22 protein-coding genes are annotated in these 21,789 nt (G+C 55.8%); 11 read left to right on the top strand and 11 right to left on the bottom strand.

Features of this window, described 5'->3' with window-relative positions; all coding sequences use genetic code 11:
* Positions 1-117: 117 nt before the first annotated feature.
* On the top strand, positions 118-621 hold the full coding sequence (locus tag SPL01S_RS09735; protein ID WP_006324632.1) for a YlaC family protein: 504 nt from the start codon (positions 118-120) through the stop codon (positions 619-621).
* Positions 622-690: 69 nt separating this feature from the next.
* A complete protein-coding gene (locus tag SPL01S_RS25680) occupies positions 691-822 on the top strand; it encodes a hypothetical protein (protein ID WP_004942970.1) in 132 nt (43 codons plus the stop codon).
* A 632-nt stretch (positions 823-1,454) separates the two neighbouring features.
* Here SPL01S_RS25680 and SPL01S_RS09730 read toward each other — a convergent pair.
* The 3 genes from SPL01S_RS09730 to mdoC form a co-directional block, all read right to left on the bottom strand.
* Positions 1,455-3,176 carry a potassium/proton antiporter gene (locus SPL01S_RS09730; RefSeq protein WP_013812406.1) on the bottom strand — a complete coding sequence of 574 codons (1,722 nt, stop codon included), beginning with the start codon at positions 3,174-3,176 and terminating at the stop codon, positions 1,455-1,457.
* Between the two features lie 282 nt (positions 3,177-3,458).
* A complete protein-coding gene (locus SPL01S_RS09725; protein WP_004942973.1) occupies positions 3,459-3,683 on the bottom strand; it encodes a hypothetical protein in 225 nt (74 codons plus the stop codon).
* A 314-nt stretch (positions 3,684-3,997) separates the two neighbouring features.
* Positions 3,998-5,128 (bottom strand): glucans biosynthesis protein MdoC, encoded by a 1,131-nt coding sequence (gene mdoC, locus SPL01S_RS09720; protein WP_063199234.1) that lies wholly within the window; start codon positions 5,126-5,128, stop codon positions 3,998-4,000.
* Positions 5,129-5,388: 260 nt separating this feature from the next.
* On the opposite strand from mdoC, the gene mdoG reads away from it, so the two are divergent.
* The 3 genes from mdoG (at position 5,389) to SPL01S_RS09700 (ending at position 9,919) form a co-directional block, all read left to right on the top strand.
* On the top strand, positions 5,389-6,957 hold the full coding sequence (gene mdoG / locus SPL01S_RS09715) for a glucans biosynthesis protein MdoG (protein ID WP_013812409.1): 1,569 nt from the start codon (positions 5,389-5,391) through the stop codon (positions 6,955-6,957).
* Positions 6,950-9,511, top strand: a complete 2,562-nt coding sequence (gene mdoH / locus SPL01S_RS09710; protein ID WP_062870460.1) for a glucans biosynthesis glucosyltransferase MdoH — start codon at positions 6,950-6,952, stop codon at positions 9,509-9,511. The genes mdoG and mdoH overlap by 8 nt, the downstream gene beginning before the upstream one ends.
* A gap of 210 nt (positions 9,512-9,721) precedes the next feature.
* Entirely contained in the window at positions 9,722-9,919 is a 198-nt protein-coding gene (locus SPL01S_RS09700) for a YceK/YidQ family lipoprotein (protein ID WP_042437287.1), read from the top strand.
* On the opposite strand, the gene SPL01S_RS09695 is transcribed toward SPL01S_RS09700, so the two are convergent.
* Together SPL01S_RS09695 and SPL01S_RS09690 are read right to left on the bottom strand one after the other, a co-directional pair.
* Positions 9,910-10,470: a GNAT family N-acetyltransferase gene (locus tag SPL01S_RS09695; RefSeq protein WP_063199229.1), complete on the bottom strand. Its 561-nt coding sequence runs from the start codon at positions 10,468-10,470 to the stop codon at positions 9,910-9,912. The two genes, SPL01S_RS09700 and SPL01S_RS09695, sit on opposite strands and share 10 nt — an antisense overlap.
* A 58-nt stretch (positions 10,471-10,528) precedes the next feature.
* Positions 10,529-10,906 carry a MysB family protein gene (locus tag SPL01S_RS09690; protein WP_063199225.1) on the bottom strand — a complete coding sequence of 126 codons (378 nt, stop codon included), beginning with the start codon at positions 10,904-10,906 and terminating at the stop codon, positions 10,529-10,531.
* 210 nt (positions 10,907-11,116) lie between these two features.
* On the opposite strand from SPL01S_RS09690, the gene leuA reads away from it, so the two are divergent.
* The gene (leuA, locus tag SPL01S_RS09685) at positions 11,117-12,787 is read left to right on the top strand and encodes a 2-isopropylmalate synthase (RefSeq protein WP_063199222.1); all 1,671 of its coding nucleotides are present in this window, start codon (positions 11,117-11,119) and stop codon (positions 12,785-12,787) included.
* On the opposite strand, the gene SPL01S_RS09680 is transcribed toward leuA, so the two are convergent.
* Positions 12,772-13,533 (bottom strand): AraC family transcriptional regulator, encoded by a 762-nt coding sequence (locus SPL01S_RS09680; protein WP_062792803.1) that lies wholly within the window; start codon positions 13,531-13,533, stop codon positions 12,772-12,774. The genes leuA and SPL01S_RS09680 overlap by 16 nt on opposite strands.
* A gap of 141 nt (positions 13,534-13,674) precedes the next feature.
* Between SPL01S_RS09680 and SPL01S_RS09675 the strand changes: the two genes are divergently transcribed.
* The 4 genes from SPL01S_RS09675 to SPL01S_RS09660 are packed head-to-tail and all read left to right on the top strand — an operon-like array spanning position 13,675 to position 15,239.
* Positions 13,675-13,986 carry an ArsR/SmtB family transcription factor gene (locus SPL01S_RS09675; protein WP_004942994.1) on the top strand — a complete coding sequence of 104 codons (312 nt, stop codon included), beginning with the start codon at positions 13,675-13,677 and terminating at the stop codon, positions 13,984-13,986.
* Positions 13,983-14,417: a YeeE/YedE family protein gene (locus SPL01S_RS09670; RefSeq protein WP_004942996.1), complete on the top strand. Its 435-nt coding sequence runs from the start codon at positions 13,983-13,985 to the stop codon at positions 14,415-14,417. Before SPL01S_RS09675 ends, SPL01S_RS09670 begins: the two co-directional genes overlap by 4 nt.
* 4 nt (positions 14,418-14,421) lie before the next feature.
* Entirely contained in the window at positions 14,422-14,841 is a 420-nt protein-coding gene (locus tag SPL01S_RS09665; protein WP_063199219.1) for a YeeE/YedE family protein, read from the top strand.
* Positions 14,841-15,239: a VOC family protein gene (locus SPL01S_RS09660; RefSeq protein WP_063199216.1), complete on the top strand. Its 399-nt coding sequence runs from the start codon at positions 14,841-14,843 to the stop codon at positions 15,237-15,239. Before SPL01S_RS09665 ends, SPL01S_RS09660 begins: the two co-directional genes overlap by 1 nt.
* A 49-nt stretch (positions 15,240-15,288) precedes the next feature.
* Here the strand turns inward: SPL01S_RS09660 and SPL01S_RS09655 are convergent, their stop codons facing one another.
* The 4 genes from SPL01S_RS09655 to SPL01S_RS09640 all read right to left on the bottom strand — a co-directional run bounded on the left by SPL01S_RS09655 (position 15,289) and on the right by SPL01S_RS09640 (position 20,118).
* Positions 15,289-16,842, bottom strand: a complete 1,554-nt coding sequence (locus tag SPL01S_RS09655) for a peptide MFS transporter (RefSeq protein ID WP_062870467.1) — start codon at positions 16,840-16,842, stop codon at positions 15,289-15,291.
* Between the two features lie 473 nt (positions 16,843-17,315).
* Positions 17,316-18,554, bottom strand: a complete 1,239-nt coding sequence (gene mdtG, locus SPL01S_RS09650) for a multidrug efflux MFS transporter MdtG (RefSeq protein WP_063199213.1) — start codon at positions 18,552-18,554, stop codon at positions 17,316-17,318.
* Between the two features lie 246 nt (positions 18,555-18,800).
* Positions 18,801-19,085 (bottom strand): YciI family protein, encoded by a 285-nt coding sequence (locus SPL01S_RS09645; protein WP_063199209.1) that lies wholly within the window; start codon positions 19,083-19,085, stop codon positions 18,801-18,803.
* A 112-nt stretch (positions 19,086-19,197) separates the two neighbouring features.
* Positions 19,198-20,118, bottom strand: a complete 921-nt coding sequence (locus SPL01S_RS09640) for a Kdo(2)-lipid IV(A) acyltransferase (protein WP_013812421.1) — start codon at positions 20,116-20,118, stop codon at positions 19,198-19,200.
* 279 nt (positions 20,119-20,397) lie between these two features.
* On the opposite strand from SPL01S_RS09640, the gene SPL01S_RS09635 reads away from it, so the two are divergent.
* Entirely contained in the window at positions 20,398-20,559 is a 162-nt protein-coding gene (locus SPL01S_RS09635) for a hypothetical protein (RefSeq protein ID WP_006324651.1), read from the top strand.
* Positions 20,560-20,577: 18 nt separating this feature from the next.
* On the opposite strand, the gene SPL01S_RS09630 is transcribed toward SPL01S_RS09635, so the two are convergent.
* Positions 20,578-21,675: an NADH:flavin oxidoreductase/NADH oxidase gene (locus SPL01S_RS09630; RefSeq protein WP_063199204.1), complete on the bottom strand. Its 1,098-nt coding sequence runs from the start codon at positions 21,673-21,675 to the stop codon at positions 20,578-20,580.
* Positions 21,676-21,789 lie beyond the last annotated feature (114 nt).

Here is a 21,789-nt window from a genome sequence, read left to right as displayed (position 1 = left end):
GTATAACAGTTGCCGATTTTAAATTGCAGAACTGATCTACCTGGGCAAACTGTACTTGTGATAGTTTGAGGAATGATTATTGATAGCGTAATGCTCCCCAAGCATAAGGTTGTAAGTATGGACGCGATTAAAAGCATCTTGGTAAAAGAAATCGAGCGGATCAACCGGCAGGAAGGGCGCGACGGCAAGCTGCGTTTTAACAGCGAATTTGCCCGTGAGCACCGCTATCTGTGCCTTGCCATGTTCGCCGGCTATTTCGCCGTGATCGCCGTGATGTACCAGGTTCCTTATATGGGCTTCTTCTCATTTTTGGCTTTCACGGCCTTCGTTTTGTTCATGTTTGCCATGCTGATGATTGAAATCAAACCTGTGTATCGTTTTGAGGATATCGGCGTGCTGGACCTGCGCGTATGCTATAACGGCGAGTGGTATTTCACGCGCGCGCTATCGCCGCAGTCGGTGAAGGCGTTGCTGGATGAGCCGTCGATCGGCACGACGCTGAAAACGCGCATGCAGGAAATTATCGCCAATAAAGGCGAAATCGATTTCTATGACGTCTACGATCTGGCGTATTCAAAGAAGCCACAGGGCGAGCAGCCGCAGGTGGCGGTGCTTAACTGAAGGGTTTTCGCCTGTGCAGTTGTCGATTATACTCACTCCTCGAAGCCAGTTAAGCGTGAGGAGTTTGCGATGAGTGATGATATTTTCGATTTTGATATCGATGCAGAATTAGCGAAAGCGGAAGAAAAAGCCGCGCAGAAAGCAAAAGAGGTTCCTGAGATCCTTGAGGACGAAGCGGACTGCGAAGGGTGCAAAATCTGATCGCCATTGCCAACTAAAAAAACCGCTGCGGCGGTTTTTTTGTATCTGGAATAGGGTGAAACAGAAAAAAAAGCCCGTTTCAGGCGGGCCAACACTTAAGTAGTACGAGGGTATCATTTTTATTTCCATGTCCGTTCAGCATACGCGCTACGGCCGGGAAGAGATGTCGAAGCATTGTAACAAAAGATGGTTGTCGTGTTGCCTTGTTACCCATGCCAGCCGAACGATTAATCCAGCACAAAACCCCAAATCAACAACCCTGCCACGATAACCAGGCAGAGCGAAGAGACGGTAACCAGTATTTTTCCCAGAATATCTTTTTCTTGTTGCTGCTGTGTCACGTTAACGTTATCCAATTAAGATGCTATGGACCAAATCGGCGATGCCCAGATCCAGCGCGATGACCACCAGAGCCAGCAGCACCATGACAGATAAAAATCGAGTTTTGCTGTTCAAATCAATACCCATCACCGCTGCGCAGTGTTCCCAGAGTAAAGGTTAAAACGACGAGGCTAAAAGCCCCGATTTTGATAATTACAGAGTTTAAGAACCTTTCCGGGCTCATAAGTTCCGTCAGTATTATGGGGCCCGCTGCGGACGTCGCAGCGCAGCGAGCGGGTGCTGCGGGAGGATCAGTCAGTCACGATTTTTACGCCAATCTTGCTGATCAAGTTGCCGTCCATTTCGGCAATGGTCCAGGTCAGACCGTCCCATTCCACCTGATCGCCCACCACGGGGGCGCCGCCAATCAGTTGAAGGACGAACTGGCCGAGCGTTTGTTGTTCGTCTACGCCTTCCTGCAGGTTAAGACCGTATACCTGCGAGATATCGCTCAGGCGTGCGTCTGATTGCAGGATAAAGTCACCGAAGAAGCGCTCGTCCAGCGTGACCACCGGCGCCTGGCTGAACAGTTTACCCAGCACCGGCAGATCGTGCTCATGGCCGATTACGCACAGAATGTCATCTTCACGCAGCCTTGTGCTGCCGCTTGGGTGCAGTAGTTCCTTGCCCCGGAACAGGGCGGCGATACGAGTACCGGGCGGCATTTTCAGCTCACGCAGCGCAGCGCCCACGCACCAGTTTTCCGACGAGAGTTGGTAAACAAACTGCTCCCATTGGTTTTCCGGGTGCACATCCAGTCCGACCCGCGAGATGGGCGCCAGTGCCGGCGGCACTATGACCTTGGCCTTTTTGGCGGCGAATGACAGCGTGGTACCTTGCAGCAGCAGCGAGACCAATACGACAAAGAAAGCCACATTGAAAAACAGCTGCGCATTCGGCAATCCCGCCATCATCGGGAAGACGGCCAGAATGACCGGTACCGCGCCGCGCAGGCCGACCCACGAGATAAAACTGCGTTCGCGCAGGGTAAAGCTGCGAAACGGCAACAGCCCGATAAAGACCGAAAGCGGCCGGGCGAACAAGATCATCCACAGCGACAGCAGCAGGGCAGGGATGGCGATGGGCAGCAACTCGTGCGGATTGAGCAGCAACCCCAGCACCAGGAACATGCCGATCTGGCTCAGCCAGGCCAGACCGTCGAAGGTTTGGACAATGCCGTGCCGGTTGCGGATTGGACGATTGCCCAGCATCAGGCCGCACAGGTATACCGCCAGGATACCGCTGCCGTCCAGCGCGGTGGTCAGGGAAAAAATCAAAATGCCGCCGCTCACGGCCAGCAGCGGGTACAGGCCTTCGGCCAATTTGATGTGATTGATCAACCCCAACAGCAACCAGCCGCCGCCAAGGCCAAAAATGATCCCCATGCCGAACTGCTGCAGAAGATGAAGGGGGAACATCCAGCTCAGCGTGGTTTCGCCGGCGGCGATCATCGCAATCAGAGTGATGGTGAGGAACACTGCCATCGGATCGTTGCTGCCGGATTCAATTTCCAGCGTAGCGCTGACGCGTTCGTTGAGCCCCTTACCGCCCAGCAGTGAAAATACCGCTGCGGCGTCGGTAGAGCCGATAATGGCGCCAATCAGCATGCCCTGAAGCAGATCAAGATCAAACAGCCAGGCGGCAGCCAGGCCGGTAAGTCCGGCTGTAATCACTACGCCGATGGTCGCGAGGGAAAGCGCCGGCCACAGCGCGACGCGGAAAGAACTGACGCGGGTGCGCATCCCGCCATCCAGCAGGATCACCGCCAGCGCCAGGTTACTGACCAGATAGGCAACAGGATAATTGCTGAAAACGATGCCGCCTGGGCCATCGACCCCCGCCAGCATGCCAATCGCCAGGAAAATCACCAAAATGGGAATGCCCAGCCGCGAAGAGAATGAACTGAGAAGAATGCTTGCCCCCACCAACACGGCACCGATGATGAACAAGCTGTTGATCGTGCTGGCATCCAAAATAACGTTCTCCTGAGGCTGGGGGAAAGGCGGTGCGCGTGGGCGCAGATACCCGATGATGATAACGTGTTTAGTGGGTAAAACGCTAAAGCTGATTTGGTATTTATTGCCACTTGGTGGAAACGGACAGGGAAAGCGAGGGGAAGAGGACAAGTTCGTGCTTTTATCTATAGTTATCAGCAGACTGAATATTTACCTGGGCAACAATCATTGGCGGCCGAGTGAGGGAGAAAAACCATTAAGCCCCTGTTGGGAGGCTTAATGGTTTGTAGGCCAGTGTCGTTAATGATCGAGTGATTGCAAGGCCCGTCGGATCAACTCAGCGGCCAGCTTTCGCTCAGACTCTGAAATGCCGTCAAGATTGAGGCTGGAAAGCTCGGTTACCAGAATGCTGCGATCCTTGCCGCTGATCGACGAGTCCAGTGCGGACAGCAACCGGCCAAGGATTTTCAGTAGGGTGGCGTTTTCTGGAATGGCTTCCTGAGCCGAAGTGTCTTTGTCAGTCATTAAAAATCCTCTCTGTCGTGACGGAAGGGGGATGCTGCAAACATTGTCGTACCAACGACAACGTCGTCCCTCAGGGTTCATTGAGCCCAATCACTACCGTAAGGCAGGGATGTGGATTTCCACTTATGCATTGCAGTTATAACAACTAGCGGCAATATGCTCCAGCATAACTTTGCCCTAACTTTAACCAGTGGGCTGAGCAATGTGTGCTCAGTATTAAATATGGGCGAAAAATCGAACTATATCCGTTGCAGGGGACAACGGTATGACAGGAGGCGCCCCGGCAAGCCAAAAGCTGCCGGGAGGGAGAGGGATTACTGGGGTTTCCCGGAGAACAGGAAGCGCAGCAGAGGGATGCGCTTGTGCAGTTCATATAAGGCAAAGGCGCAGGAGAAAACGAACACCATACCAATCAGGAAACCCAGAAGGTTATTGTTGATATACGGCGTCACAAAAGCGCCATATATCAAGGTCAGCGGATGATGCACCAGATATATAAACAACGACGCGTTGACCAGGTACGTGATTTTTGGCGAATGATAGTTCAGCAACCGGTGTCCGAATGAAAACACCACGTTCGCCATCAGGATGCCGAGCAGGGTTTTGATCACAATTTCCAGTTCAAACATATAGCTGCTGTGGGCCAGTAACTTCTGATTCAGCATGTAGGCAATCAACAACAGCAGTGAGCCGAGCACTGCCAATGGGGAGGGTTTGAGGAAAATCTCTTTCAACCACACGTACTTAAACGCGTAAGCGCCGAGGATGAAGAACGGCAGGTAGAACATCGTCTCCATCACCACAAAATTGAACAGGCCATTGGAAAGCAATTGCGGCGCAAAAATTAAAATAATACGGTGCGCGGCCGAATAGCATAAAGCATATAAAAGAAAGAACAGTGAGATGTTTCCTAATCCAGTCATTTTATTTATCGGGTTAGGAGCGATGTTACTTTTTAACGTCTTAATTTTTTTGAACAGATAAAAACAGGCGGTGGTTAGCAAGGACAGAGTTAATAAAAACCACAGGTGGGAAACCAGTTCCCAGATTGTTACATTTATTTTCTGATAGATCGAAAAATCTTCCCAGCCGTTTAATTTATCCGTGAAGTATTTCAGCATGAAAAACTGCGGTACGGTTATTAAGGGAATCGAGCTCAGCAGGGGGATTGCCACCCGCTCCAGTCTGACCTTCAACCAATGGTGACGCTCGTAACGCTCGTAAAGCATGTAGGAGAAGTAGCCGGATATCACGAAGAACACTTGCATGCGGAAGGCATGGATGAAGTCGTTCAGCACCGTCAGCGAGAACGAGGGAGTCGCGCTGTTCACCGCCCAGGCATGGCTGGAATAGATCAGTGAGAGGTGGAAAGGAACACCGAGCAACATCAAATAAGCCCGGATCGAATCGAGGAAAAACTCGCGTTGATTGTTGCCTTTAGTCATTAGGTTACCGCTAGTCATTTTGTCGAGTGGTCATTAACACGCTTAATAAGTCGGCAATGGTTAAATCGCAATCCCGAACCCTACTATACCGATTCACATTTTTCCATAGCGTCTTGCTGCACGGCTTGCTACGCTGGTGTTTCATCAGCTGCTTAAACAATGAGCCATAAACATGAACCATCCATTTATCATGTTGTCGGAAAGCTGAATAATCCATTAATATGGATTTAAATGATTTGAGCACACGAATAGGGGGGGATGTGCTAGTTAATATATTATCCAGTAAACCACGCGCCGCGAGCGTTCGTTGGTTAGGTGCTACCGTATTGTTCACGCTGTTTACTTCGCAGGCATGGGCTTTTTCTATCGACGATGTGGCCAAGCAGGCGCAGGATCTGGCAGGAAAAGGCTTTGAGGCCCCGAAGAGCAACCTTCCTTCTCAATTCCGTGAAATGAAGTTCGCGGACTATCAGCAGATTCAGTTCAATCACGATAAAGCCTATTGGAGCAAGCTGAAAACCCCATTCAAACTTGAGTTTTATCATCAGGGGATGTACTTCGACACGCCGGTGAAAATCAATGAAGTCACTGCAACCAGCGTAAAACAGATCAAGTACAGCCCGGATTACTTCAACTTTGGTTCGGTGAAGCACGATCCGGATTCGGTAAAAAACCTCGGCTTTGCCGGTTTCAAGGTGATTTATCCGATCAACAGTGCGGATAAGAACGACGAAATTATGAGCCTGCTGGGCGCGAGCTACTTCCGCGTGGTGGGTAAAGGGCAGGTTTACGGGCTTTCCGCTCGTGGCCTGGCGATTGATACCGCCTTGCCGTCCGGTGAAGAGTTCCCGCGCTTCCGCGAATTCTGGGTTGAGCGTCCGAAGCAGGGCGACAAGCACCTGGTCGTTTACGCGCTGCTGGATTCACCGCGAGCCACCGGCGCTTATCGTTTTGTGGTCTATCCGGGCCGCGATACCACGGTGGACGTCGAGTCCAAAGTGTTCCTGCGCGACAAGGTCGGCAAACTGGGCATGGCACCGCTGACCAGCATGTACCTGTTCGGGCCAAGCCAGCCGTCGCCAACGCTGAACTACCGTCCGGCGCTGCATGATTCCAACGGTTTGTCGATCCATGCCGGCAACGGCGAGTGGATCTGGCGTCCGCTGAATAATCCGAAGCACCTGTCCGTCAGCACCTACCAGATCGAGAACCCGAAAGGTTTCGGTTTGCTGCAACGCGGCCGTAACTTCAAGGATTACGAAGATCTGGACGATCGTTACGACCTGCGTCCAAGCGCCTGGATCGAGCCGCGCGGCGACTGGGGCAAGGGTAAAGTGGAGCTGGTGGAAATCCCTACTGCGGATGAAACCAACGACAACATCGTTGCCTTCTGGACTCCGGACGTATTGCCGGATGCCAAAACCCCGCTGGCGCTGAGCTACCGCCTGCACTTCACCCGCGACGAAGACAAGCTGCATTCACAGGACATCGCCTACGTAAGCCAGACGATGCGTTCTACCGGTGACGTGAAGCAGTCCAACCTGATCCGCGAGCCTGACGGCAGCGTGGCATTCCTGGTTGATTTCGTTGGCCCGGTACTGAAAGGTCTGGACGGCGCTACGCCGGTCGCCTCTCAGGTGAGCATCGGCGACAACGGTGAAGTGGTAGAAAACAATGTCCGCTATAATCCAGTGACCAAAGGCTGGCGCCTGACGCTGCGTCTTAAAGTGAAAGACGACAAGAAGCCGGTAGAAATGCGCGCTGCGCTGGTCAATGGTGATAAGACCCTGTCGGAAACCTGGAGCTATCAGCTACCTGCCAATGAATAAGCTTACTCAACCTGCCCAGGATTATCTTGCGGCAATGCCTCTGACCGCCGAGCGGTCAGAGGCGCTTAAACCACAGCCGGCGGCAGATGACGGCCAGGCACTGGAGGCGCTGCATCGCAAGATGGGCGCCGCCGATGCCAACGTCAATAAGCTGTCGGCGGATGACGTGGCGCTGGCCTCGGTCAAAACGCGTATCGAAAGCGCGTGGCCGGATGCGGTCAGCGACGACGATTTCGACACCGACGCCGAAGGCCGTACCGTACTGAAGGCGATGCCTCCGATCAAACGTACCAGCATGTTCCCGGAAGCCTGGCGCACCAACCCGGTGGCGCGTTTTTGGGATTCGTTGCTGGGGCGCTCGCCGCACAATCGTCACGCTACCAAAGAGGAAGCCGAGGCGGAAAATCGCTGGCGCGTGGTCGGTTCGATGCGCCGCTATGTGCTGCTGGTGTTGATGCTGGTGCAAACCGGCATCGCCACCTGGTACATGAAAACCATTTTGCCGTATCAGGGCTGGGCGCTGATCGATCCGCTGGCCATGTTGGATCAGGATCTGATGCAATCGGTGCTGCAACTGCTGCCTTATGTCCTGCAAACCGGCATTCTGATCTTGTTCGCCATTCTTTTTTGCTGGGTATCGGCCGGGTTCTGGACCGCGTTGATGGGGTTCCTGCAACTGCTGATTGGCAAAGATAAGTACAGCATCTCTTCCACCATCAAGGGCGATGAGCCGATTAACCCGGCGCACCGCACCGCGTTGATCATGCCGATCTGTAACGAAGACGTCGAGCGCGTGTTCGCCGGCCTGCGTGCGACCTATGAGTCCGTCGCCGCTACCGGCCAGCTGGAGCATTTCGATATCTACGTGCTGAGCGACAGCTACGATCCGGATATCTGCATGGCGGAACAGAAGGCATGGATGGAACTGTGCCGCGATGTTGACGGCCATGGCCGCATCTTCTACCGCCGCCGCCGCCGCCGCGTGAAACGCAAAAGCGGCAACATCGACGACTTCTGTCGTCGTTGGGGTGGCGAGTACAGCTACATGGTGATTCTGGACGCCGACAGCGTGATGAGCGGTGAGTGTCTCACCGGTCTGGTACGCTTGATGGAAGCCAATCCGAACGCCGGTATCATCCAGTCCGCGCCGAAGGCCTCGGGCATGGATACGCTGTATGCTCGCGTGCAACAGTTTGCCACCCGGGTCTACGGGCCGCTGTTCACCGCAGGTCTGCATTTCTGGCAGTTGGGCGAGTCGCACTACTGGGGCCATAACGCGATTATCCGCGTGAAGCCGTTTATCGAACACTGTGCGCTGGCGCCGCTGCCGGGCGAAGGCTCTTTCGCCGGTTCCATCATGTCGCATGACTTCGTGGAAGCCGCGCTGATGCGCCGTGCCGGTTGGGGCGTGTGGATTGCCTATGACCTGCCGGGCAGCTATGAAGAATTGCCGCCGAACCTGCTGGATGAGCTGAAGCGCGACCGTCGCTGGTGTCACGGTAACCTGATGAACTTCCGCCTGTTCCTGGTCAAAGGCATGCACCCGGTGCACCGTGCGGTGTTCCTGACGGGCGTAATGTCTTATCTGTCGGCGCCGTTGTGGTTTATGTTCCTGGCGCTGTCGACCGCGTTGCAGGTGGTGCATACCCTGATGGAGCCGCAGTACTTCCTGCAGCCGCGTCAGCTGTTCCCGGTATGGCCGCAGTGGCGTCCAGAGCTGGCGATAGCGCTGTTCTCCACCACCCTGATACTGCTGTTCTTGCCTAAACTGCTCAGCATAGTGCTGATCTGGGCCAAAGGCGCCAAAGAATACGGTGGCGCTTTGCGCCTGCTGCTGTCGATGCTGATGGAAATGCTGTTCTCGGTGCTGCTGGCGCCGGTGCGCATGCTGTTCCACACGGTGTTCGTGGTCAGCGCTTTCCTGGGCTGGGAAGTGGTATGGAACTCTCCGCAGCGTGACGATGATGACACGCCATGGAGCGAAGCCTTCAAGCGTCACGGTTCACAGATGCTGTTGGGCCTGGTCTGGGCCGGTGGTATGGCTTGGCTGGATCTGCGTTTCCTGTGGTGGTTGTCGCCGATCGTCTTCTCGCTGATCCTGTCACCTATCGTGTCGGCGCTGTCGAGCCGCGCGACCTTGGGCATAAAAAGCAAGCGCGCCAAACTGTTCCTGATCCCGGAAGAATACTCACCGCCGCGCGAACTGTTGGCGACGGAAGAGTATCTGCAGCTTAACCGTGAGCGCGCGCTGGCCAATGGCTTTATGCACGCCGTGGTTAACCCGTCATTCAACGCATTGGCAACGGCGCTGGCGACGGCGCGTCACCACCTGCGCGGGGCGATTGAGCGTAACCGTGAAGAGCGGGTGACGGAAGCGCTGCAACTGGGGCCGGAGAAACTGGTGAAGGGTAAACGTCTGGAGCTGCTGAGCGATCCCGTGGCGCTGTCGCGTCTGCATCAGCGCGTCTGGCTGCTGCCGGAAGGCAAAGCGTGGCGTGAATGCTATCAGCAACTGCCTCATAACGAACAGGCTCATCCTGTCGGCCGGCGTTAGTCGCTGACCGGTTAGCCCAAGCGGGGAATGCGCATTGCGTGTTCCCCGTTTTTTTTGGTCTTTTGCTTACGCAATGCTGACAAACTGGCGCCAGGAAACTGTGCTAACATCCGCGCAGGGTGTTGTTTATTTTCAAAACAACCAGGTTCAAGAGTCAATTTGGTGAACTTTTCTTCTTTAATCCGCTTGGCGTTGCTGGCGGCAGGCGTCATGGCGTTAACCGGCTGCGGCAGCATCATCAGCCGCACGGTGCCCGGCGCCGGGCATGGCCATCAATATTACCCGGGCGTGCAATGGGATCTGCGCGATACGCCCTGGCGCTACATCACGGTGATCGACGTACCGCTGTCGATGGTGGTGGATACCTTTATGTTGCCGTTTGATGCACAGCACGGGCCTTACGAGTAAATCGGATCCCGTGTGGCGAATACCAGCAACTGATATCCGTGCCGGCCGCAGCGAAAGGGCGCCAGCACCGTCATCTTCAACCCTTGCTCGTGGGCGGTTAGTGAATGCGGATTGTCGTCGTCAATAAACAGCGCGCCGACATCGAACTCATCGCGGGTGCATGCCTTGACGGCCGCGAACAACCGTTTGAGTACCCCTTTGCCGCGCCAGGCGACATCAAGGCACACCGGGCCATACAAAAACACCTTCTGCTCACGGAGTGCCCGGCCGTTGAATGACTGGCTGCCGAGCGTATCGAGCATTGCATCCACCACCGGCGGGCGCGGCTGCATATCGGTGGGCATCAGGCAGACAAAGCCCGCCAACGTGCGATCTTCAACCGCCACCAGAATGCCCAGACGCCGGTTAATGCTTTCTAACTGAGCCTCATCCATACGAGAGACGATAAACCCTTGCCGTTTTTGGCTCTCGCTAAGGTTTGCCGGGGTGTTTTGCGATTGCAGTTGCAGGATAGCGGGGTAATCGGCGCGGCCTGCCTGGCGGATGATCATGAATCCTCCTGGGAGAACATTATGGGGGTCGGACAGGTTAACACCCATCCGACGTTATTCAGCGTTCATCCCACTCGTCTGCGGCAGTCTGACCCTCTTCGGTGTCCAGCGGCGGATCGAGCTGAAAATCACCTTCCTCCCACTCGTGCAGCGTATTTTCATCTATCCATTCCGCTCTGATTTCCACTTCGTCGTAGTCACCGTCAAAAATAGCCTGGGCGGCAGCGCCGCTGCGTAGCGTGAAACACTCGACCGATTCGCCTTCCTCCTCAAAGAATTCGGCCTGCCACATGATATCACCGTCCAGCATCACGTATTTTTGCAGATTGAACTGTTGCGGTACCGGCGGTTCATCGTCATCGCCGCTTTCGGCGGATTCAATAAACTCCTCGCGCGCGGCTTCGATAGCTTCTTCCAGGGTTGCATACAGGCTCATGTCCGTCTCCAGTCACAGTGAGGTTGATGAAAGGGCTTTGGCAGCGCCAAAGCGTCATGACATACGTCAGAAGTAATTGTTGTCTCACTGGCGCAGGATGCAAATTTTTTTGTTGTCCGTTTTGCGACGACGATTGTCCGCTAAGCGGGAGCAGCGAATAACCGGGCGGGAAATAATAAGGCATTGTTTACGACCACCCAGGAGATCGCCATGTTAATCAACCCTTCAAGCAAATATCGCCCATTCCCGCCGGTGGCGTTACCGGATCGCCAATGGCCCGGTCGCACCCTTGAGCAGGCGCCGCGTTGGTGCTCCAGCGATCTGCGTGACGGTAATCAGGCGTTGGCGGAACCGATGGATAACGCCCGTAAACGCCAGTTTTACCAGCTGTTGCTGCAGTGCGGGTTTAAAGAAATCGAGGTGGCGTTCCCCTCGGCGTCGCAAACGGATTTTGATTTTGTGCGTTCGCTGATTGAGGAACGGTTGATCCCGGACGATGTCAGCATTCAGGTGTTGACTCAGTCGCGTGACGATCTGATCGATCGCACCTTTGAATCGCTGCGCGGCGCCCCTCGCGCTATCGTGCATTTGTATAACGCCACAGCCCCCATGTTCCGCGAGATTGTGTTCAGGCAGGACAAAGCGGCGACGGTAGCCTTGGCGGTGAATGGCGCGTTGCGTATCCGCCAGCAGTGCGAATTGCAGCCGGAAACGGCCTGGACCTTCGAGTACTCGCCGGAAACCTTCTGCTTTACCGAATTGGAATTCGCGCTGGAGATTTGCGAGGCGGTGGCCGATGTCTGGCAGCCAGGTCCTGGGCGGCCAATGATCATCAACCTGCCGGCGACGGTAGAGGTCAGTACGCCTAACGTGTATGCCGATCAGATCGAATGGTTTTGCCGCCGTTTCAGCCAGCGCAAACAGGTGACGATCAGCGTGCATCCGCATAACGATCGCGGTACCGGGGTAGCCTGCGCCGAACTGGCGATGCTGGCCGGAGCCGATCGGGTGGAAGGGTGCCTGTTCGGCAACGGCGAGCGCACCGGCAATGTGGATCTGGTGACGCTGGCGCTCAATCTGTACACCCAGGGTGTTGCGCCGGGGCTGGATTTCAGCCAACTGAAGCAGGTGGTTGAGGTCGTTGAACAGTGCAACCAGTTGCCGGTGCATCCGCGTCATCCTTATGCCGGCGAACTGGTTTTCACCGCTTTTTCCGGCTCGCATCAGGATGCCATCAAGAAGGGTTTCGCCGCCCAACAGCAGCGGCAAGACGGTTTGTGGCAGGTGCCTTACTTACCGCTCGATCCGGGTGATGTCGGCTGCAGCTATGAGGCGGTGATCCGGGTTAACAGCCAGTCAGGCAAAAGTGGCGCGGCCTGGCTGCTGGAACAAAATCACGGCCTGTCGTTGCCGCGCGGGTTGCAGATTGATTTCAGCAAAGTGGTGCAACAGGCGACCGACGGCAGCGGTAAAGAGATGACTACCGCCGAATTGTGGCGGCTGTTCCGCACGACTTACGGGCTGGTTGAACAGCCGAGCCTGCAATTGCTGAGCTATCAGACAGAGAGCCATGGCGTGGAGGCTTACAGTTTCAGCGCCAGGGTATTGTTCGAGGAGCAGCAGCAGAGACTGATGGGCGTGGGGAACGGTTTGCTGTCCAGCGCGGTGGATGCGCTGCGCCAGCGCTTTGGCCTGGCGTTGGCGATTGAGGATTATCACGAACACACCCTGGGCCATCAGAGCCACAGTCGCGCGGTGGCTTACATACGTTGCACTTTGGCGCACGGTGAGGCGGCTTATGGCGTTGGCATCGACGTCGATTCCGCCAGCGCCTCGCTGCAGGCGCTGTTTAACGTCGCCGGGCGCTACCTGGCGAAATAAACGCTCGGGGCGACGCCCAGCAGACGGCGGAACATGGCGCTGAAGGCGCTGGGGCTGTCATAACCCAGGTCCAGCGCCACTTCCAGCACCGAGTGGCCGGCCGCCAGAGCGTTTAGCGCCGCCAGCAGCCGGGCGCGGCGGACCCAGTCGCCAAAACGCAGTCCGGTTTCACGCTGAAAGCGGCGCGACAACGTGCGGCCGCTGACGCTGATATAGCCGGCCGCCTGCTCCAATTCCCAGGGCTGCGCCAGCGATTGCTGAATATGCCGGCACAGCCTCTGCAGGGCTTCACCGCGTGGCTCCGGCAAATGCAGCGGCAAAATAGGCAAGATGCGCAGCTCGTCCAGGATCAACTCCATTATCCGCTCTTCGCGCCCGCCTGGCGGATAATCCACCGTGATGTCCATTGCGCAGATAATCAGCTCGCGCAGCAGCGGCGAGATTTGCACCACTTCGCACTGCGCCGGTAGATCGGCACGTGCCAGGGGATCGACAAACAGCGCTCTGGCCGCCACCTTGCCGGTGATGCGCAGGCTATGCTCCATCCGTGCCGGCAACCAGACGCCGCGGCCTGGCGGCACCACCCAACTGCCCAGGCGGGTGTTTACCTGCACCACGCCGCTAAGGCTGTGGATCAGCTGCGCACAGTTATGGTGGTGAAGGGGCTCGAAATCGCCGTGTTGGTAATCTTTGGCAATCGGCACAATCGACCGATTGGTTGGCATTAAGTCGTGGCAAAGCAGCATCTGTAGCGGTATCCCCGCGCGGTGGTAAGGCGTAATGGCAGCATGCCACGCCGGAACATTTCGCACCAGTCTCTGGTGCGCCGCCGAATTATAGTCTATAAGAATACAATATATAATTTTATAAATTGTTTTGAGGGTTCTATGAATATCGACAGTATGCGGCAGGCGGCAACGCAGGCTGGGGCGCTGTTGCGGGCGCTGGGCAATGAGGATCGCTTGCTGCTGCTATGCCAACTCAGCCAGCGTGAGATGTCGGTCGGTGAACTGGCGCAGACGTTGGGGATCCGTCAGCCGACGCTTTCCCAGCAATTGAGCGTATTGCGGCAGGAAGGGCTGGTGTCAACGCGACGCGAGGGCAAGCAGATTTACTATGCCGTCAGCGATGAAAAAGCGCTGACGATCCTCAGCACCTTGTATCAACTTTATTGCCCGGCACCGGGAGCGACACCATGACCATTGACTGGCTGCATTTCACGCCGCTTTCCGCACTGGCCGGCGGGGGGATTATCGGCATCGCGGTGGCGCTGCTGTTGGTGTTTAACGGCCGCATCGCCGGTATCAGCGGTATCACCGGTGGGCTGTTGACGCCGGGCGGTACAGAGAAAGCCTGGCGTGGCGCATTTCTTGTCGGGTTGCTGATTTCCCCCTGGCTGTATCGTATTGCCGGCCCTTTACCGGAAATGCCGGTCAGCGGCGGTAGCTTGTGGTTGATGGCGGCCGGGTTGCTGGTCGGTCTGGGGACCCGGTTGGGGGGCGGATGCACCAGCGGCCACGGCGTATGCGGCATGGCGAGGCTGGCACCGCGTTCGCTGGCTGCTACGGCGGTATTTATGCTGCTGGGGTTTATCACCGTCTGGGTTGTCCGTCACTTGGCAGGAGGCTAAAACCATGTTCAGGATTTTATTTGCGCTGTTGAGCGGGGTCATTTTCGGTTTGGGCTTGATTGTCGCCGGGATGGCCAACCCGGCCAAAGTGCTGGCCTTTCTCGATATTACCGGCCATTGGGACCCGTCGCTGGCTTTGGTCATGGTGGGGGCGATTGCGGTAGCGGCGCCGGCGTTTTTGTGGGCCCGGCGTCGGCAGAGAACGCTGTTGGGCGAGACGTTGCTCATTCCCACGAATCGCCGTGTGGATCGCCGTTTACTGGCGGGCAGCGCGCTGTTCGGCGTTGGCTGGGGCATGGCGGGTATCTGCCCCGGGCCGGCGTGGGTGCTAGCGGGAGCGGGCTCGTTACCTGGCTGCCTGTTCGTGGTGGCGATGCTGGTGGGCATGGCGCTGTATGAATTCATCATGATGCGGAGAAAATAATGCCGATAGCCAACGCGGTGCTGCGTATTGTGCGCCCGACCGATCGTCTGCAGGACATTGCGGCCATGTACTGCGAGGGGCTGGGGTTCGAACGGTTGGGGGAATTTGCCGATCACCAGGGTTTTGACGGCGTAATGGTCGGGCATCCGCAGCACGGTTATCACCTGGAGTTTACCCACCATCGCGGCGTAAAGGTGGGGCTGGCACCGACGCAGGATCACCTGCTGGTGTTTTATCTGCCGCAAGAAGGTGAATGGCTCGCAGGGTGTCGACGCATGTTGGTTGCCGGTTTTCGGCAAGTGGCCTCTTACAATCCTTATTGGGATAACAGAGGGCAGACCTTCGAAGATCTGGACGGTTACCGCGTGGTGCTGCAACGGCAGGCGTGGGGAAAATAAAAAAGCCAGCGCATTGGGCGCTGGCTTGAAGGAGAAAGAGAACGCGTTATCAGGCGTTGGTGGCCGGTTTCTGTTCGCTTTTACCCTGGGTGTTTTCCATCATGCGACGGATAGGTACGATCAGCAGCGTCAGCACTGCAGCGCAGATCAGCAACGCAATTGAGCAGCGGGCAAACAGGTTCGGCAGCATTTCTAACTGATCGGCCTTCACATGGCCGCCAATCAAACCGGCCGCCAGATTACCCAGCGCGCTGGCGCAGAACCACAGGCCCATCATCTGACCGCGCATTCTTTCAGGCGCCAGCAGAGTCATGGTCGCCAACCCTATTGGACTTAGGCACAGCTCACCCAGCGTCAGCATCAAAATACTGCCCACCAGCCACAGTGGGGACACGCCCGCACCTCCGTTGCCCAGTACGTTCTGCGCGGCCAGCATCATCAGGCCAAAGCCCGCAGCGGCAAACAGAATGCCGATAACAAACTTGGTGATGCTGCTCAGGCGCACTTTGTTACGTGCCAGAGCCGGCCAGGCCCAGCTGAATACCGGCGCCAGCAGGATAATGAACAGGGCGTTGATTGACTGGAACCAGACCGCCGGGATCTCGAAGCCGCCAATCATACGGTTGGTATAGTCGTTGGCAAACAGGTTGAATGAGGTAGGTTTCTGCTCGAACGCCGACCAGAAGAACGCGGCGGAGACCAACAGGATAAAGCACACCAGCAGGCGGGCGCGCTCTTTGCGGCTCAGGCCGGCAAAGGCAAACAGGTAAATAAAGTACAGGGTCACCGAAGCGGCAATCACGTAAACCAGCATGCTGGCCACCGCCACCGGATTAATCACGATCACGCCCTGTGCGATCAGGGTGACGATTACCGCCACACCGACGGCCAATGCGATTAACCAGGCACCGACGCCGTTTTTCTTGGCGACCGGGCTGTTCCAGGTGGAATCGAGACCGACTTCGCTGTCATAGCGTTTCATTGCCGGAACGGCAAATACCCGGAAGATCACCAGCGCCACCAACATCCCGATACCGCCGATGCCGAAGCCCCAGTGCCAGCCATGAGAGCGGATCAGCCAGCCAGAGATCAGCGGGGCGATGAATGAGCCCATGTTGATGCCCATATAGAACAGCGAGAAACCACCATCCCGGCGGTTGTCGCCCTTTTTGTACAAGGTGCCGACCATTACCGAGATACAGGTTTTGAACAGACCGGAACCCAGCACGATAAACATCAGGCCGATGAAGAACAGGTTGTTGCCCATGACGGCAGACAACGCGATCGACAGGTGACCGAGCGCGATCAGAATGGAGCCGTACCACACCGCTTTTTGCTGGCCCAGCCAGTTGTCAGCCAGCCAGCCGCCCGGCAAGGCCGCCAGATACATGCTGCCGGCGAAAATACCGACGATCGCCGAGGCGTTTTCGCGTGCCAGCCCCATGCCGCCATCATAGACCGTGGCGGCCATAAACAGGATCAGTAATGGGCGAATGCCGTAAAACGAGAACCGCTCCCACATTTCGGTAAAGAACAGGGATCCCAGCGGATAAGGATGGCCGAAGAAGGTCCGGCTTTCTTGGTTATTAACAGAGGATTGCATAACGTCTTCCCAATAAAATGCGCCGCACTTATGCGGCTTATACTGTGGTATGTATGTGTATTTAAGGAAGGTAATCCACCCAATGCGGATTACCCGACAAAACCGCAGCCGTAGCGCCCGTTAACCGTGGAAAGCGCGTCGACCTTTTTTCACTTGGCCAGTGATTGACATCTGGCGTGATATTATTTAACCATTTGATAACTGGATGGTGGTTTTGTCTAGTCCCTGCATCCCATTTTTTAGATGAAAAGTCGACAAACATCTCCTTTCTTGGTTTTTATGTTGGTTTTGGAGGGAATGTCATTGACAGCGTGTTTATTGTGCTAAAAGTTAATTACTTTTTTAAAAACAGGTAATTACATTAAGATTTTTCTGGTGGATGCAGAAAGGTAAACGGCAAAAGGTATCAATACGAAAAGTAGGGTAAACGGACACTAGACCCCTTTAAGTGAGTCAGTGAGTGATAAATGCGGTTATTGCTCTTCCTGCAGAGTGTCTTCTCTCATTCGTGTCGTCCGGCGTTGCAAACACCACCAGGAATAGGCGGCGTTAAACAGCACCACCAGGGCGGTGACGCAAAACACCGCCCGAAAACCGTAGCTGGCGGAGACCGCAGCGCCCAGCAGCGGACCGCTGACGTTACCTACGTCGCGGAACGACTGGTTATAACTGAAAATCCGCCCGGCGACTTGATTGGTGCAGTTGTAGATCAGCAGCGTTTGCACGGCCGGCAGCAGAGCACCGTCGGCGGCGCCAAGCAGGAAGCGCAATACGCCGAGCTGCCACGGCGTTTGTACAAAGGCCATGGGGATTAGCAACAACACCGAGACAATCAGCATAAATACCAGAATACGCTCCGGGCCAATTCGGTCACCCAGTTTGCCCAGCCGTGGTGCGCTCATCAACGCGGCGACGCCGGGCACCGAGGCGATCAGGCCGCTGATAAAAGCCAGATTATGAATGTTGCCGGCCAAGTCGCGCACATACAGCGTCAAAATCGGCGCGATTGATCCGGTGGCAATCTGGATAATCATGGTGGTGACGAACAGGCTGAGTATCAGTTTGGGGTTTTTCAGCGAAGCGAAAACCTGGCGCGCGTGCAGCATGTCTTTTTTTTGCACCGGGGTGAACTGTTCTTTGACGCACAGTAGCGTCAGCACAAAGCAGAGTAACAGCACTGCGGCGGTGATGTAGAACACCGGTCGCAGGCCATATTGGTCGGCCAGCAGGCCGCCTATCAGCGGCCCAATCAATGCGCCGCTAACGCCGCCGGTGGACAGGGTACCCAGCGCCCAGCCGCTGCGGTTGCGCGGCACCTGGGTGGCAATCAACGCATTGGCGTTGGGAATAAAACCACCGAGCAAGCCAAGCACCGCGCGTAGGGCCAAAAACTGCCAGATATTCTGCGCCATCCCCATCAGAAGCATCACAATCGACATACCCAATGCCGAGCGCAGCAGCATCAATTTGCGCCCACGGCGATCGGCCAATCCGCCCCAGAAGGGCGAGGCAATGGCGGAGAACAGGAAGGTGATGCTGAACACCAGGCCGGACCACATGTTCAGCGCTTCGTGGCCGGTCACACCGAGCGTTTCTACGTATAACGGCAAGAATGGCATGATCAGGCTGAAGGCGGCCCCGGTGAGGAAGCATCCCAGCCAAGCGACGAACAAGTTACGTTTCCAGTTTACTGGTTCTGGTACCGAAGCCATAAATTACCGTTGCAGAAGGTGATGCGCTTTGCTCGCAGGCGAAAACAGGGGGGCAAAGCAAGAAAGTTAGCCTGGTAAGTATGCGCCTAATTATAGGTAGCATCAATTGATGTGGCGGGGTTGTGCGAAAAATGAAATAAAGTTTTAAAAATAACGCGTTGCCGGTATTCCGCGCTGGCTGCGCGGAATATGCCGGTGGTTATCAAACGGCATCGCTGTTGGTGGCAACCTGAAATTTAGAGGGACTTACAGCCCGGCGAGCACGTCAAAACCGTTGCCGGTGGTGGAGGGGGTGAAGTCGGTAATGTCGTAGTTGGCCACGGCGTTGAACGGATCCTGCGCCACGATGCTATCCAACTGCGCACGGTCAATGCCTTTCACCAGAATCACACCGCCGGTACGCGGATTTTTACGTCCGGAGGCGATGAAAGTACCGTCCTGGAAATATTTTTTCAGCCAGGCAACATGTCCCTCGAGATGGCTGTCAACTTCTTCTATTGGGCGATGGTAAGTCAGGCTAACGATATACATAACGGCTCCAGGGTGAAAATAGTGAGTACGATCAGGATGATTACCCTCTCACCATTATCCCCGTTTCTCAATACCCAGAGCACAAAATGACCCGCCATCAGGCGGGTTGTGGTCAATATAACGAGGGCTCGCCTTCGGGCCGGGTCTTGAAGCGGCGGTGCAGCCACATGTATTGGTCCGGTGCCATCAGGATCTCTTTTTCCACCACTTTATTCATATACGCGGCGGCCACGAACTCATTGTCCAGCGGGAAGTTTTCCACTGCCGGCTGCATAATCAACTCATAACCTTTGCCATCCGGCAGACGACGCGGGGTAAAGGGAATGATTGCCGGTTTGCCCATCCGCACCAGTATGTAGCTGCCGGTGGTGGTCGCTGCCTTCTCCACGGCAAACAGCGGGGCGAACACGCTGCTGCGCGGGCCGTAGTCGTGATCCGGTGCATACCAGATGATGTCACCCTGTTTCAGTGCGCGGATCATGCCCTTCACGTCTTTACGGTCCAGCATGGACTTGTTGGAACGCATGCGGCCCCAGGTTTGTAGCCAGTCCATCAGCTTGTTGTCGTGTGGGCGGTAGACGCCGATACCCGGATTATGAATGCCAAAGATACGTGCGCCCAGTTCCAGCGTAAGGAAATGCAAACCGATCAGCAAAACGCCCTGATGGTTGTCGCGTGCCTTTTGAATGTGCTCCAACCCGCTGACGTGGAACCAGCGCTCGATACGCCAGTTTGGCCAAAACCAGGCCATACCGGTTTCAAACAACCCCATGCCGACGGACTCAAAATTTTGCACCAGCAGCGCTTCGCGTTCGGCCTGCGGCATATTAGGGAAGCACAGCGTCAGGTTACGCCGGGCAATCGCCACGCGATGCTTGAGAAAACGCATGGAAAAACGGCCCAGTGAGGTCCCGAGGCGGTAAATAATCGGGTAAGGCAGTAATACCAGCAAATAAAGCAGGCCAATACCGAACCAGGTAAGCCAGTAACGCGGGTGCAATAAAGTGCGATTAAAAGAAGGAACTTGAGTCATGTGTTCTCAGCTTAGAAGCAGTCATTTAACAATAATAACAGAGTAATAGCAGGGTTTATCCTTCAGACGGACATTTTATTCACCCTGCTTTTTCTGTCGTTTATAACGACCATTGTGACATTTTTCTCGCGCAACGTGAAAAAACACCGCATTAATACATCATTTTAATTGATGACTGGACATGACATGATTATTAATTCATCTAAATCGCTCTAAAGGATAAGGTTCGCGCACAAGAGATGCGTATCATGAGCGCGCAATTATTCAGAAGGGGGCGTTATGTGGGCATCATGGTTAAGTTCTGGGCTGCTGATCCTTGGGGCATTATTGGGCAGTCTGGGCGCGCACCTGCAGTTTAACCCTCTGCTGGCGGTTGCGGGAGGGGCGCTGTTGGCGGGGATAGTGATTTCCGGTTTTACCGAATGTCGACTTGGGCGCTGAGCGCCCAAGCCATGTCTGTCAGTCGTTTTTAAACAGTCCCTTCAATACGTGAGGCTCGCAACGCCAGTACTGTGGCGGTGCGCTGACTTTTTCACCTAACCTGGCGGCGGCGTGCCATGGCCAGCGCGGGTTGTACAAAATGCCGCGTGCCAGCGCCACCATGTCCGCTTGGCCGGTGGCGACAATCGCCTCAGCCTGTTCCGGCTCGGTGATGAGTCCCACAGCGATAGTTGGCAGGCCGCTTTCGCGTTTGATGATTTCGGCAAACGGCACCTGATAACTCGGGCCGACCGGGATCTTCTGCTGAGGCGAAAGGCCGCCGCTGGAAACGTGGATATAATCGCAACCCAACTCTTTCAGTGCTTTCGCCAGCGTCACCGATTGCCGTTCATCCCAACCGCCTTCCACCCAATCGCTGGCGGAAATCCGCACGCCGAGCGCTTTTTCCGCCGGGAACACTGCGCGCACTTCATTGAAAATCTCCAGCAGCAAGCGCATGCGATTTTGCAACGAGCCGCCGTATTGATCGTTGCGCTGGTTGGCCAGGGGGGAAAGGAACTGGTGCAGCAGATAACCGTGTGCGCCATGCAGCTCTATCAGCTCGAAGCCCAGGCGATCGGCACGTTTTGCCGCCGCAACGAACTGCGCTTTCAACCGTTCGATATCGTTCAGACTCATCGCCGCAGGGGGGGCATCATGCGGTGAGAAGGGCAAAGGGGAGGCGGATTGGGTTTGCCAGCCACCGCGTGCGGCGTTGAGCTGCCCGCCGCCCTCCCAGGGAATGCCGTAGGAGGCCTTGCGGCCGGCGTGGGAGAGTTGAATGCCTAATGGCATGGAAGCGTGTTTTCTCACTGCCTGCACCACCTGCGCCAGCGCCTGCTCGGTAGCATCGTCCCACAGGCCGAGATCGCTGGGCGTGATGCGCCCTTCAGGCGCGACTGAGGTGGCCTCGACGATCAATAACCCTGCACCGGACAATGACAACTGACCAAGATGCATGGTGTGCCATTCGGTGGCTTTGCCCTCGTCGGCAGAATATTGGCACATAGGGGCGATAATAATACGGTTGGGTAAATCCAGCTCCCCCAGTGAAATCGGGGTAAATAACTGACTCATGACGTCCTCCGGATCCGTGGTAAAGAGAAAGAAAACTACCCTTAGGCTTATCGGGGTTTGTGACCGGCGTCAAGTTTCCAGCGTTAAACATTGCCGCCGGGCTAATGCTGTTTT

It is taken from the genome of Serratia plymuthica NBRC 102599 (genome assembly GCF_001590925.1).
Lineage (GTDB): Bacteria > Pseudomonadota > Gammaproteobacteria > Enterobacterales > Enterobacteriaceae > Serratia > Serratia plymuthica.
The sequence above is the reverse complement of the archived record's forward strand: the minus strand, read 5'-3'. Positions and strand labels throughout refer to the sequence as shown.